At 72.2% G+C, this 13,510-nt stretch carries 11 protein-coding genes; 5 read left to right on the forward strand and 6 right to left on the reverse strand.

The features are described from left to right. Window positions 1–139 precede the first annotated feature (139 nt). Window positions 140–1,654 carry a cellulase family glycosylhydrolase gene (locus ACPT94_RS27900; protein WP_425247109.1) on the forward strand — a complete coding sequence of 505 codons (1,515 nt, stop codon included), beginning with the start codon at window positions 140–142 and terminating at the stop codon, window positions 1,652–1,654. 119 nt (window positions 1,655–1,773) lie between these two features. Then, window positions 1,774–3,492, forward strand: coding sequence for a glycoside hydrolase family 6 protein (locus ACPT94_RS27905; protein WP_425247110.1), 1,719 nt, complete (start codon window positions 1,774–1,776; stop codon window positions 3,490–3,492). A gap of 100 nt (window positions 3,493–3,592) precedes the next feature. On the opposite strand, the gene ACPT94_RS27910 is transcribed toward ACPT94_RS27905, so the two are convergent. From ACPT94_RS27910 to ACPT94_RS27930, 5 genes are all read right to left on the reverse strand, one after another. Beyond that, entirely contained in the window at window positions 3,593–4,117 is a 525-nt protein-coding gene (locus tag ACPT94_RS27910; RefSeq protein WP_360329934.1) for a hypothetical protein, read from the reverse strand. Further along, complete coding sequence (locus ACPT94_RS27915; protein WP_425247111.1) at window positions 4,114–5,589, reverse strand: ATP-binding protein; 1,476 nt, start codon at window positions 5,587–5,589, stop codon at window positions 4,114–4,116. Before ACPT94_RS27915 ends, ACPT94_RS27910 begins: the two co-directional genes overlap by 4 nt. Window positions 5,590–5,596: 7 nt before the next feature. Then, complete coding sequence (locus tag ACPT94_RS27920; protein ID WP_360329928.1) at window positions 5,597–6,277, reverse strand: response regulator; 681 nt, start codon at window positions 6,275–6,277, stop codon at window positions 5,597–5,599. Window positions 6,278–6,356: 79 nt separating this feature from the next. Continuing rightward, window positions 6,357–8,057, reverse strand: coding sequence for a murein biosynthesis integral membrane protein MurJ (gene murJ / locus ACPT94_RS27925; RefSeq protein ID WP_425247112.1), 1,701 nt, complete (start codon window positions 8,055–8,057; stop codon window positions 6,357–6,359). Beyond that, window positions 8,054–9,238 (reverse strand): lipid II:glycine glycyltransferase FemX, encoded by a 1,185-nt coding sequence (locus ACPT94_RS27930; RefSeq protein ID WP_360329922.1) that lies wholly within the window; start codon window positions 9,236–9,238, stop codon window positions 8,054–8,056. Before ACPT94_RS27930 ends, murJ begins: the two co-directional genes overlap by 4 nt. A gap of 202 nt (window positions 9,239–9,440) precedes the next feature. Here ACPT94_RS27930 and ACPT94_RS27935 point away from each other — a divergent pair, with 202 nt between their 5' ends. Continuing rightward, on the forward strand, window positions 9,441–10,655 hold the full coding sequence (locus ACPT94_RS27935; RefSeq protein ID WP_425247113.1) for a L,D-transpeptidase: 1,215 nt from the start codon (window positions 9,441–9,443) through the stop codon (window positions 10,653–10,655). Between the two features lie 85 nt (window positions 10,656–10,740). Here ACPT94_RS27935 and ACPT94_RS27940 read toward each other — a convergent pair whose 3' ends face one another. After that, window positions 10,741–11,514, reverse strand: coding sequence for a phytanoyl-CoA dioxygenase family protein (locus ACPT94_RS27940; protein WP_360329919.1), 774 nt, complete (start codon window positions 11,512–11,514; stop codon window positions 10,741–10,743). A 125-nt stretch (window positions 11,515–11,639) separates the two neighbouring features. Between ACPT94_RS27940 and ACPT94_RS27945 the strand changes: the two genes are divergently transcribed. Together ACPT94_RS27945 and ACPT94_RS27950 are read left to right on the forward strand one after the other, a co-directional pair. Beyond that, entirely contained in the window at window positions 11,640–12,590 is a 951-nt protein-coding gene (locus ACPT94_RS27945; RefSeq protein WP_360329916.1) for a class I SAM-dependent methyltransferase, read from the forward strand. A 92-nt stretch (window positions 12,591–12,682) separates the two neighbouring features. After that, on the forward strand, window positions 12,683–13,393 hold the full coding sequence (locus ACPT94_RS27950; RefSeq protein WP_360329913.1) for an SDR family oxidoreductase: 711 nt from the start codon (window positions 12,683–12,685) through the stop codon (window positions 13,391–13,393). The last annotated feature ends 117 nt before the right edge of the window (window positions 13,394–13,510 follow it).

Consider the following 13,510-nt stretch of genomic DNA (forward strand, 5'->3'; position numbering starts at 1 on the left):
TCGACTCAGGAAGTTGAGGGAAAGTCAGCACCTCCCCTGTTCTTTGCCGACACTTGGCGCTAGCGTCATTGACACCAGTGGGAGCGATTCCATCAGTCGGCGCGTCCGTACGGCGTGCCCGAGCTGCAAGGAGTCGCTCATGCGACACCCCCCGCGTTCAGTACTTTTAGCCGTCGCCGGCACGGTCGCCCTCGCCCTGGGCGCCACCCTGCCGGTCGTGACGGCTCAGGGAGCCACGCCCGCGTGCACGGTGGAGTACTCCGTCACCGGCCAGTGGGACGCCGGCTTCCAGGGGGCCGTGAAAGTCACCAACAACGCGGCCGCCGTGAGTGGTTGGAGCCTGAGCTTCGACTTCGCGAACGGCCAGAAGGTCACCCAGGGCTGGAACGCCAAGTGGTCCCAGACCGGTACGACCGTCACCGCGGTGAACGAGAGCTACAACGGCTCGCTCGGCACCGGCGCGAGCGTCAGCGCCGGATTCCTCGCCTCCAGGTCGGGGAGCAACGCCGTACCGACCGCGTTCAGACTGAACGGCACGACGTGCAACGCCGACACCGAACCCACCCCCACCCCCACCCCGACCCCCACGAACCCCCCGACCTCGTCCCCCACGCCCACCGACCCGCCGGACACCGGTGACGGGCCACCCGCGCTGCGCGTGTCCGGAAACAAGCTGGTGGACGCCGGCGGCACCACCCGTCGCCTGCTCGGCGTCAACCGTTCCGGCGGCGAGTTCATGTGCGTCCAGGGCCGCGGCATCTTCGACGGCCCGGTCGACGACGCCGCGATCAAGGCGATCGCCGACTGGAAGGCCAACACCGTCCGCATCCCACTGAACGAGGAGTGCTGGCTCGGCCTGTCCAACATCCAGCCCGCGTACGGCGGCGCGAACTACGTCGACGCCGTCAAGGGCCTGGTGGCCCGTGTGAAGGCGCACGGCATGACGCCCATGCTCGAACTGCACTGGTCCTGGGGCCAGTACACGGGCAACTCGGCCGGCTGCTCCGACGTGCACGCCAGTTGCCAGAAGCCGATGCCGAACATGCGGTACACCCCGACCTTCTGGACCTCGGTCGCCAACACCTTCAAGAACGACCCGGCAGTGGTGTTCGACCTGTTCAACGAGCCCTACCCCGACCGTGCCACCTCCACGGCCACCCAGGCCTGGCAGTGCTGGCGGGACGGCGGCACCTGCCCCGGCATCGGGTACGAGGTCGCCGGTATGCAGGATCTCGTCGACGCCATACGGTCCACCGGCGCCAGGAACGTGATCCTCGCGGGCGGGCTCGCCTACTCCAACGACCTCGGCCAGTGGCTGACGTACCGGCCCACCGACCCGGCGGGCAATCTCGCCGCCGCCTGGCACGTGTACAACTTCAACACCTGCTCCAACGCGAGCTGCTGGAACTCCACGCTCGCCCCGGTCGCCGCCCAAGTGCCGCTGGTGGCAGGGGAGATCGGGGAGAACACCTGCTCGCACGGGTTCGTCGACCAGGTCATGCGGTGGTTCGACGACCGCGGACTGTCGTACCTGGGCTGGACCTGGAACACCTGGGACTGCTCCTCCGGTCCGTCCCTCATCTCGAGCTACGACGGGACACCCACGGCGTACGGCACCGGGCTGCGCGACCACCTGCGCGCCCTGAACGGCTGACACCCGCACGGCCAAAGACCGCACGGCCCCAGACCGCACCACCCACACCGCACCACTCGATACGGCACCACCCGACCCGTACCACCCGACACCCGCAGATGAGAAGGAAACCCTCACTCATGAGCCGTAGCAGAACAGCGATACTCGCCGCGCTGGCGCTGGTCGCCGGCGCGTCCGGGACGGCACTCGCGGTCGTCCCCGCGTCCCCCGGCATCGCCGCCGTGCCCTGCACCGTCGACTACAAGGTGCAGAACGACTGGGGCACCGGCTTCACCGCCAACGTCACCGTCACCAACAACTCGGCCGCCAAGTCGAGTTGGGCGGTGAAGTGGACGTACGCCGGCAGCCAGAAGGTCACCAACGCCTGGAACGCCAAGGTCAGCCAGTCCGGTGCGGCCGTCACCGCCGCCAACGAGAGCTACAACGGCACGCTGGCGACCGGCGGTTCGGTCAGCTTCGGGTTCCAGGGCACCTACAGCGGCACCAACGCGATCCCGGCCACGTTCACCCTCGACGGCGTGACCTGCAACGTCGACGACGGCGGCGGCGGACCCACCACGCCCCCGCCCGGCCCCGGCACCGGCAACAGGGTCGACAACCCGTACGCCGGCGCCAAGGTGTACGTGAACCCCGAGTGGTCGGCGAAGGCCGCCGCCGAACCGGGCGGCAGCCGTATCGCCAACCAGCCGACCGGCGTCTGGCTGGACCGCATCGCCGCGATCAACGGCGTGGGCGGCGGTATGGGCCTGCGCGCCCACCTCGACGAGGCGCTGCGGCAGAAGGGCTCCGGCGAACTCGTCGTCCAGCTGGTCATCTACAACCTGCCCGGACGCGACTGCGCGGCCCTCGCCTCCAACGGCGAGCTCGGCCCGACGGAGATCGACAAGTACAAGACGCAGTACATCGACCCGATCGCCGCGATCCTCGGCGACTCCAAGTACGCCGGGCTGCGGATCGTCACCACCATCGAGATCGACTCCCTGCCCAACCTCGTCACCAACACGGGCAGCCGGCCCACGGCCACCGCGCAGTGCGACGTGATGAAGGCCAACGGCAACTACGTGAAGGGCGTCGGCTACGCCCTGAACAAGCTGGGCGACGTGGCCAACGTCTACAACTACATCGACGCCGGCCACCACGGCTGGATCGGCTGGGACGACAACTTCGGCGCCAGCGCCACCGTCATGAAGGAGGCGGCGACCGCCGAGGGAGCCACCGTCAACGACGTCCACGGCTTCATCGCCAACACGGCCAACTACAGCGCCCTGAAGGAGAACAACTTCACCATCAACGACTCCGTGGCCGGCAAGTCGGTGCGCGAGTCGAAGTGGGTCGACTGGAACCGTTACGTCGACGAGCTGTCGTTCGCCCAGGCCTTCCGCAACCAGCTGGTCTCGGTCGGCTTCAACTCCGGCATCGGCATGCTGATCGACACCTCCCGCAACGGCTGGGGCGGCACCGCACGGCCCGCCGGCCCGGGCGCCACGACCAACGTCGACACCTATGTCAACGGCGGCCGCTACGACCGCCGTATCCACATCGGCAACTGGTGCAACCAGTCCGGCGCCGGCCTCGGCGAGCGCCCGCAGGCGGCCCCCGCGGCCGGGATCGACGCGTACGTGTGGATGAAGCCGCCGGGCGAGTCCGACGGCTCCAGCAGCGCGATCCCGAACGACGAGGGCAAGGGCTTCGACCGCATGTGCGACCCGACCTACACGGGCAACGCCCGCAACGGCAACAACTTGTCGGGCGCCCTGCCGAACGCACCGCTGTCCGGGCACTGGTTCTCCGCCCAGTTCCAGCAGCTGATGCAGAACGCCTACCCGCCGCTGTCCTGACCGACTGAGCACGGGACGGAGCTCCCGCCGGAACCGGGTCGACCACGGCCACGGTCCGGCGGGAGCTCCGCCCGGCACCGCCTCCAGGACGGGGCCGGCCCTAGCAGTAGCTCGACGGGAGCGTGCCGTCGTCCCCGACGACACGCACCTTCGCGACTCCGTCGCCGCCGTCGACATACGCGGCCGTGCACACCACCTGCCGCAGCGCGCTCTCGCCGAGGCTCCGTACGTCGAACGGGAGGACGACGTCCACGACGTCGCGGGACGACTTCACCACCACGCCCTTCTTCCCCAGCCGCGGCAGCCCCGTGCGCAGTCCTGCCTCGCGCTCGTGCGGCATCGGCCCCTCGAACAGGAGGGTCATGACCTTCTGGCCGTCCACCGGACCCATGCCCGCCTTGACGTCCGCGTCCGTCCGGACCTGCCGGCTCACCGGTGCGGGGCGGCCCTCCGAGGAGAGGAAGAAGAGCAGCATCCGCTGCTCGGGGAAGGGGTAGACCGACACCGTGGCGGGCCCGCCGACCTCGATGACGTCGGTCTGCTGCACTCCGCAGCCGGTGAGCAGGGCGGTCACCGCGACGCAGACCGCGAGGGCGCGGCCCACGGCGGTGCCGGGACGCCTCACGCCGTCGCCTCCTCGCCGGGCAGGGGGATCTCGACGGTGAAGACGGCGCCGCCCGCCGGACCGTTCGCGGCCCGGATGGTGCCGCCGTGCAGCCGCACGTTCTCCAGGGTGATGGCGAGTCCGAGTCCGCTGCCCGCCGAGCGGGAGCGGGCCGCGTCCGCCTTGTAGAAGCGCTCGAAGATGTGCGGCAGCACGTCCTCGGCGATCCCGGGACCGCTGTCCGCGACCTCGGTGACCAGCCGCGCCGCGCCGTTCGTCCCCTGTGCCCCGCCCCCGTACGGCTCGATGCGCACCCGTACCACGACCGGGGCGCTGCCGTGCCGCAGCGCGTTGCCGACGAGGTTGGCGACGACGACGTCGAAACGCCGGGGGTCGAGCCGGGCGCGGATCCCGTCGGGCAGCTCGGTCGACACCTGAGCCGGATCCGTCCAGTGACGGTTCGCCAGGGTCTTGCGGATGGTGCGGGCGACGTCGACCTCGTCGGTGTGCAGCTCGGCGGCCCGGGCGTCGAAGCGGGAGATCTCCATCAGGTCCTCGACGAGCACGGCCAGTTTGTCCGTCTCCGCGCTGATCAGCCGGACGGCCGCGGCGGTGTCGGGGGCGAGACGGGCCGCGTCCTCGTCGAGGACCTCGGTGACGGCGAGCATTCCGGTGAGCGGGGTGCGCAGTTCGTGGGAGACGTCGGAGGCGAAGCGACGGGCGCGCGCCTCGGCCTCCCTCAGTTCGCCTACGGTTCGCTCCAGTTCACGCGCCGATTCGTTGAACGTACGGGCCAGCCCGGCCAGTTCGTCGCTGCCCCGGACGGGGATACGGGTGTCGAGACGGCCGCTGCCCATGTTCTGCGCCGCCTTGCGCAGATCACGGACCGGGCGCAGCACACTGCGCGCGGCCAGCAGGGCGGGGACGAGCGCCACCGCGAGCCCCGGAACGGCGCCGTCGCGGGCCGCGACGACCATGGCCCGTACGGTGGCCTCCTCGTCGGCCAGCGGCATCACGGCGTACAGCACGAGCCCGGTGGGGTGCACGGCCTGCCCGGCGCGGAAGACGGCCGGCATGGCGACGGCCAGCCACGGCTCGCCGTCCTTGTCGATGCGCTGGAAGCCGCCCCGGGGCTGCGCGAGCGCGGCGCGCCGCAGTTCGGGGGTGATCACGGTCGATTCCGGTTCGACGCCGGAGGACACCCGCATCGATCCGTACTCGGCGAACACCACCCACGGGTGGGGCTTGCCCTGCCGGGCCAGCGCGCGCAACTGCTCCTGGAGGGGGGCGGGTTCGACGGGCAGGGGCAGGGAGAACTCCTGGACCCGCTCCCGGAACGAGGCCACGGCGGTGTCCTGGGCCTGCTTGAGAATCGCCGTGCGCGCCTCACGGTAGGTCAGGGCCGCGGTGGTCGCAGCGCTGACCGCGGCGACCAGCAGAAAGGCGAGCACCAGCCGGGTGCGCAGCCCGATGCGGGCCCTGAGGAGCCTCACCGCGGGCTCACAGCGGTCCGAAGCGGTAGCCGAAGCCCCGCACGGTCTGGATGTAGCGGGGGCTGCCGGGCACGTCCTCGATCTTGTGGCGCAGCCGCCGTACACAGGCGTCGACCAGGCGGGCGTCGCCGTGGTAGCTGTGCTCCCAGACCTGCTCCAGCAACTGCTGACGGCTGAAGACCTGCTCGGGCGCGACGGACAGATACAGCAGGAGCCTGAGCTCGGAAGGGGCGAGCGCCAGCCGCTCCCCGGCCTTGGAAACGCTCAGTCCGGCACGGTCGATGGCGAGATCGCCGTGGAACTCCACGGCCGGGCGTCCGCCCGGCTCCTCGATGCGCCGCAGCACGGCGCGGATGCGGGCCTCGATCACCTCGGTGCGGGCGGGTTTGACGATGTAGTCGTCCGCCCCGGCCTCCAGCCCGACCACGACGTCGAAGTCGTCGCCCCGGGCGGTGAGCATGATGATCGGCAGCTGGCCCGCCTCGCGCACCCGGCGGCAGACCTGGACGCCGTTCATGCCGGGCAGCATCAGGTCGAGCAGCAGCAGATCGGGCCGGAACACGCCGATCGCGGCGAGGCCCGCCTCCCCGGTGGGGGCGGTGCGCACCTCGTGCCCGCGCCGGCGCAGGCCGAGTTCGATGCCCTCGCGGACGAAGGCATCGTCTTCGATGAGAAGGACGCGTGGCATATGCGGAGTATTCCATTTCCTCAAGTCGGTTGGGACGCACGTCGTTTGGCGTGGGGACGGCTGCGGTCCGGGTGGCTGGTCACACCCGGCGGCGCAGTGCGCGGGGCACCGCCCCGAGGGCGGTTTCCCACTCGGTCAGGCGCAGGGGGCGGGCCGACAGCGCGAAGGCCGCCAGGACGACGACCGCGCCCGTCGTCGCCGCCGCGAGCGGGCCGAACCGGGCCGTGTACGCGACCGTGAGGTGCCCGAGCGCGGCGGCCGGGACCGCGACGACCAGCAGCCGGGCCAGCGCGGCCGTGCTCGGGGAACGTCGCGGCCCGGCACGCCGGCCGCGCCTCCTCGCCGGCGACGCGCCCTCCACCGGCGTCGCCGGGAGCCTGCGGTCCAGCACGTACGCGGTGACCGCCCAGCCCGCGAAGAGCGCCACCGAGTACGCCCCGGCCATCCCGGTGACCGCCCAGCGCGCCGGCAGCACCTGACAGGCGACCGCGGACAGACCCGCGTTGAGCCCGGCGATCACCAGGTTCAGCAGGAAGGGCGTGCGGGTGTCGGAGAGCGCGTAGAAGGCACGGGAGAGGACGTACTGCCCGGAGAAGGCGACCAGCCCGGGCGCGAAGGCCGCCAACGCCCCCGCCATGACCGCGATGTCGTCCGCGCCGGTCCTGCCGTAGCCGAAGACCAGCGCCATCACCGGCTCGGCGAGGACCAGCAGCGCGCAGGCCGCGGGCACCACGGCGGCGGCACTGCCGCGCAGGGCGTACGAGACGTCCCGCCGCACCCCCGCGAGGTCGCCGTCGGCCGCCGCCCCGCTCATCCGCGGCAGCAGCGCGGTCACCAGCGAGACGGTGACGATCCCGTGCGGCACGGCCCACAGCAGGTACGCGTTGGTGTACGCGCTGAACCCGGCCCCGCCGTCGATCCCCTCGGCCGCCGCGCGCTGCCCCGCCGCCGTCGCGAGCCAGGTCACCACCCCGTACGCGAGCTGGTTGGTGAACACGAGCAGCACCAGCCAGCCGGCCGAGCGCAGCGGCCGCGACAGTCCGCTGCCCCGCCAGTCGAACCTCGGCCGCCAGCGCAGCCGTGCCCCGCGCAGGGACGGCAGCAGCGCCAGCGCCTGAGCGGCGATCCCGGCCGTGGTGCCCCATCCCAGGAGCGCCGTCTCGCCCGAGGTGAGCGTGCCCCCGGTGCCGGCCGTCGCCAGATACAGGCCGAAGACGGCGATGACGACCACGTTGTTCAGGACCGGCGTCCACATCATGGCGCCGAACCGGCCGCGCGCGTTGAGCACCTGCCCGAGCAGGGTGAACAGGCCGAGGAAGAAGATCTGCGGCAGGCAGTAGCGGGCGAAGGCGACCGTCATGGCCGCCTGAGCGCCGGTGTAGTCGGTGTACAGCGCGACGATCGCGGGCGCCGCACCCACCGCACCCGCCGTGATCAGCAGCAGCGCCACCCCGCAGACCGTGAGCAGCCGGTCGGTGTAGGCCGCCCCGCCGTCCTCGTGTTCCTTGGCGGCCCTGACCAGCTCGGGCACGAAGACCGCGTTCAGCGCGCCGCCCAGCAGCAGCGTGTAGACGATCGTCGGGACGGAGTTGGCGACCGCGTAGCCGTCGGCGGTCAGCCCCACGCCGAGCGCGGCGGCGACGACGGCGGACCGCACGAACCCGGTGGCGCGGGAGACGAGGGAACCGGCGGCCATGACCGCGCCGCTGCGCAGCACCGACACCCGCCGATGGGCCCCTCGCCCGGCATGGCCGGTGGTGGGGGTGGCCGGCGCGCTCATCGGCGGGCCAGGTACATCTGGAAGGCGCGGTACAGCGTGTGGTTGGCGGTGCCGCCCAACGGCGTCTCCCATTCCCCCAGCGTCTCGACGGCCTGCCCACCCGTGCCGAGCTTCCAGCGCAGCAGCCCGAACGGGCGGTCCTGCGGGTCGAGCGTGGAGGGGATGCCGCGCATGTCGTAGACCTCCGCGCCCCCCGCGTGGGCGTCGAGCATCATCTGCCACTGCAGGGCGTTGGAGGGGCGGACCTCGCGCCGGTGGTCGGCGGACGCCCCGGTCTGGTACCAGACCCTCCGGCCCACCGTGATCATGGTGTGGGCGGCCAGGATCTCGCCCTGGTGACGGGCGAGATACAGCTTCATCCGGTCCGGCTCCTCGGCGTTGAGGGCGGCGTACTGGCGCTCGTAGTACGCGAGTGAGCGGCCGAGACGGAAACCGTCGCGCTCCTCGGTGATCCGCAACAGCCGGTAGAACTCGGGTAGTTCGGCCGCCGAGCCGACCGTCACCCGCACACCCGACTTGTGCGCCCGGCGGATGTTGCGCCGCCACTCCTGGTTGAGCCCGGACCACAGGTCGTCGGCACTGCGCCCGGCCAGCGGCACCCGGAAGACGTAGCGGGGCTGGGCGTCCCCGTCCTCCCCGTCCTCCCCGCAGCGCCGCCAGCCGCGCGACCGCAGCCGCTCCGCCACGGCGGCGCCCAACGGGTCGACCTCGCACGTCAGCACGTCGGACAGGCGCCGCCCGGGGCCCGTCGCCGCCTTGAGGGCGGCGGCGTCCCACCGACGGTAGGCCGGTGACGGCCCGATCCGTACGGCGAACGCCCCCAGCGTGCGCAGATGGTGCAGCAACGGGCCGAGCCAGCCGTCGAGGTCCGGGTCGGTCCAGTCGGCGACCGGCCCCTCGGGCAGGTAGGCGAAGTACTTGCGGGTGCCCGGGAACTGCCGCAGCAGCACCAGCGCCACTCCGCTCAACCGCCCCGCCCCCGGGCCGGTCTCCGGCCCCCAGCCGAGCAGCTCGGCCCGCCATCCGTCCTTCACCGCGGCCCAGGACGGGCACTGCAGAAAGCCGGGGGCCGACGCGGAGCCGGTGCGGGACGCCAGGAACGCGCGGTACGTCTCCGCGGAGACGGTCCTCAGCCACGCCTTGTGCCGACCACAGCCTGCCGTCACGAGCAGCGCTGACACGGGGCCTCCTCGGGGGTGCCGTTGACGGGAACGCGACGAAGATTCACAGGCGTCCATGACCGCGCCGAGCGGCGAATGTGACCGGACCATGACCGTTGTGCTGCACCTGCCGTCACACGGCCCGGACGCCGACGCGGCCCGCTCCTCGCGGCTTAGGGTCCGTCACGTTCCGGCCTCTTCCCGACTTTCACGGAGGTTTCCGTTGAGCCACATACGTGCCGTGACCCGCACGGGCCCGGTGCGCCTGCGCACCGCCGCGACGACCGCCGTCCTGCTGACCGCGGCCCTCACCGCCTGCTCCTCCGACGGCACACCGGCCGCGTCGGACGCGAAGGCCGACGGCGGGGGAGGCGGCCGGCCGGCGACGGTCACCGTGACGCCCCACGGCACGCGGGCGAAGGCGGGCGAGCCGGTGCGGGTCGCCGCGCACGGCGGCACCCTCACCTCGGTCACCGTCACCGACGCCCGGGGCGGCACCCTCACCGGCCGCCTGTCGGCCGACAGACTGACCTGGACCTCGGACCGCAACGCCGCACCCGGCACCGCCTACACCGTCAAGGCGGACACCCGCACGAAGGACGGCACGAGCGGGAACGCGCGGGCGTCGTTCACCACCGCCGCAGCCGACAAGGTCAACAAGGTGGAATGGCGGCCGGGCGACGCCACCACGGTCGGCGTGGCCCAGCCGATCTCCCTGGTCTTCGACCACCCCGTGACCGACAAGGCGGCGGTGGAGAAGCAGCTGAAGGTCACCACCTCGAACGACACCGAGGGCTCCTGGGGCTGGATGAAGGACTGGTCCGGCAAGGACCGGGTCGACTGGCGGCCCAAGGAGTACTGGAAGCCCGGCACCAAGGTGACTTTGGACGCCCGCCTGAACGGCACCGACTCGGGCACGGGCGGCTGGTTCGTCCGCGACTACCGGCTCGCCTTCACCGTCGGCGCACAGCAGGTCGTCAGGGTCGACCTCGACCGCAAGCGGCTCACCGTCGAGCGCGACGGCCGCACGGTGCGGACCTTCGCCGTCTCCGGCGGCACCCCCGGCCCGGAGACCGGCTCCTGGCGGGGCACGGAGGTCGTGATGGCCAAGGAGGGCACGATCCGGATGAACTCCGAGACCGTCGGCCTCGGCGACGCCTACGACCAGGAGGTCGACTACGCGATGCGGCTGACCTGGTCCGGCACGTACGCGCACGCCGCGCCCTGGAACACGGCGTACTTCGGCAGGGCCAACCGGAGCCACGGCTGCATCGGCATGAGCGACGCCGACGCCGCATGGCTCTACGACCAGGTACGGATCGGTGACCCGTTCGAGGTCAAGGGCGCGGAGACCAAGGGCGAGGTGGCCCTGAACAACGGCTTCGGGGACTGGAACGCAGACTGGGACGAGTGGCTCACCAAGAGTGCCCTGAGATGACGGGGACGCGCGACCCGGACATCTCCCGGCGTGATGGTCCGGTGCCCTCCCGGCGTGTTGGTCCGCTGTCCCCGGGGGCCCCGCCCTACGGGTTCTCCCGGGCAAGACCCCGGCGGATCGCGAACTCCACCGCCGAGTAGTCACCGTCCTGCCGCTCCAGCGCGCACGGGACGGCCGGATGCAGCGGGGGCTGGGCCATGAAGCGGGGCCGGGCGCCGTGGTGCGGCTGGGCCGCGTGCACCAGGAACGGATGGCAGAGGTAGACGTCGCCGGGGCGCCCCGTGACGTACGCGACCGGCCGGGCGGCGGAGGCCGCGTCCACCAGCGGGCCCAGCTCCAGGAAGGACGCGCCCTCCTCCCCGTACGGCGCCAGCACCGGCGGCACGTCGAGGTGCGAGCCGACCCGGACGCGCGTCGGGGCGTCGGCCTCGGTCACCTCGCTGAACAGGAACAGCATCAGCAGCGCCCGGTCCTTCGAGCGCAGGTTGGTGAAGTAGTGGGCGCCGCCCTCGGGGAGATAGCTGCCCTCGATGTGCCAGCCGGTGTCGCCGGGCTCCGCCGCGTGCGGAAAACGCAAGGGGAAGGTGCCCAGCGAGTAGCGCGGCTCCCAGCGGCCCGCGCCGACCAGCAGGTCGAACGCCTCGTGCAGCACCGGGGTGTTGGCCGCCGCGGCGAACGGGCCCTGCGCCATACCGCCGACCCGGACCACCGGTTCCTTCCAGGTGCCGGGATCCTCCGGGTCGTACCCCGTCTCCCGCCACAGCAGCCGCGCGCAGTCCTCGGCGACGCGGGGCGGGAAGGCGCCCTCGATCCTCACGAACCCGTCCTCGAGGAAACGCTCCACCAACTCGTCGTCCATCCGGCCATCGTCGGGGATCCGACGCGCGCCCCGCACCCGGTTTTTTGCCGTCTCCGCAACAGCGGTGGCCCCGGCCCGGTGCGTCGGCGCACGCTGACGGCATCCCGAACGAGAGGCTGACCACCATGGCACACCAGCACCACCAACAGCCCCAGCAGCATGCACACCAGGGACACCAGGGCCACCACGGCACCGCCCACAACCATGCCCACGGCCACGGTCATGGTCACCACACCGACATCGACTGGGCCGAGATGGGCCCGCACCTGGAGGCCCAGGCCGAGCTGTTCACGCCCTTGTACGAGCAGGCCCTGTCCTGGCTGGGCAAGGAGGTGACCGAGCCGGGGCTGATCGTCGACGCGGGCAGTGGCCCCGGGGTCGTCTCCTGTCTGTTCGCCGAGACGTTCCCCGGCGCGCGGGTCCTGGCGGTGGACGGCTCCCAGCCGCTCCTGGAGCGGGCGCGGGCCCGCGCCGCCCGCCTCGGGCACGGCGACCGCTTCGGCACGCTCGCCGGTGAACTGCCCGGCATTCTCGACGAGTTGGACTATCCGGCCGATCTGCTGTGGGCCGGCCGCAGCCTGCACCACCTCGGCGACCAGCGCGCCGCCCTCACCGCCTTCGCGCGGCGGCTGGCGCCCGGCGGCACGCTGGCGATCATGGAGGGCGGGTTGCCGCCCCGGTTCCTGCCGCGCGACCTCGGATTCGGCCGCTCCGGTCTTCAGGCGCGGCTCGACGCCCTGGAGGCGGAGTGGTTCGCCCGGATGCGGGCCGACCTGCCCGGCTCCGTCGAGGAGACCGAGGACTGGCCGGCGCTGCTGAACGCCGCGGGCCTGAAGCACACCCGCACCCGCAGCTTCCTGCTCGACCTGCCCGCCCCCGCCCCCGAACCGGCGCGCGCCCACATCGCCACCTCCCTCGGCCGGGTGCGCGAGGCCTTCGGCGACGCCCTCGACGCCGACGACCGCGCCGTGCTGGACCGGCTGCTCGACCCGCAGGACCCGGCGGGTGTGCACCGCCGGCCGGACGTGTTCGTCCTGGCGGCCCACACCGTGCACACGGCGGTGAAGCCCGCGTAGGCGGGCCTGACTTGGGCCAGGAAAGCTTGACTTGGAGAGCGCTCCAAGTGGTGGACTGCGCGTCGTTCACGCAACCACTGGGGGTACACACCATGAGCAGCTCTCCGGACGCGCCGGTCGCACTGATCACGGGCGGCGGCAGCGGCATCGGCGCCGCTGTGGCGCGTCAACTGCTGGAAGCCGGATACCGGGTCACCGTCACCGGACGCGGTGAGGAGCGGCTGCGCTCCTTCGCCGCGGAACTGGGCGACCCGGAGGGGCTGCTGACGGTCGTCGGCAGCACGGCGGACTACGACTCCATACAGTCGGCGGTCGACCGTACGCTCAAGCAGTACGGTCGACTGGACACCGTCGTCGCCAACGCCGGCACCGCCACCCATGACTCCGTCGCCGAGGGCGACCCGGCCGGCTGGACCGACATGGTCCTGACCAACGTGCTCGGTCCCGCCTTCCTCATCCGCGCCTCCATCGACGCCCTGAAGGAGACCCGGGGCCGGATCGTCCTGGTCGGCAGCGTCGCCGGCTTCGTGCCCACCCCGGGCAACATCTACGGGGCGACGAAGTGGGCGGTGACCGGGCTCGCCGAGAACACCCGGCGCCAGGTCACCGAGTGGGGCGTCGGCGTGACCCTGATCGCCCCCGGCCGGGTGGAGACCCCCTTCTGGGACAGCTACGGCAGCCTGCCGCCCGGGCATCTGCTCACCGCCGACCAGATCGCCGACTCGGTGGTGTGGGCGATCCGCCAGCCCGAGGGCGTCGACGTCAACACCGTCGTCGTCCGCCCGATCGGACAGCCCAACTGACGCGTCGAGGGCGCCCCTGCGCAGGGGCGCCCTCGACGGCGTGGGTGTGGACCCGCTCGGCCGATGTCACTCAGCCGGTGTCGCTCACCCGCTGTCGAACGTCGCCGGGTGAGGGCC

It is taken from the genome of Streptomyces aurantiaciflavus (genome assembly GCF_049808595.1).
Taxonomy (GTDB): Bacteria; Actinomycetota; Actinomycetes; order Streptomycetales; family Streptomycetaceae; genus Streptomyces.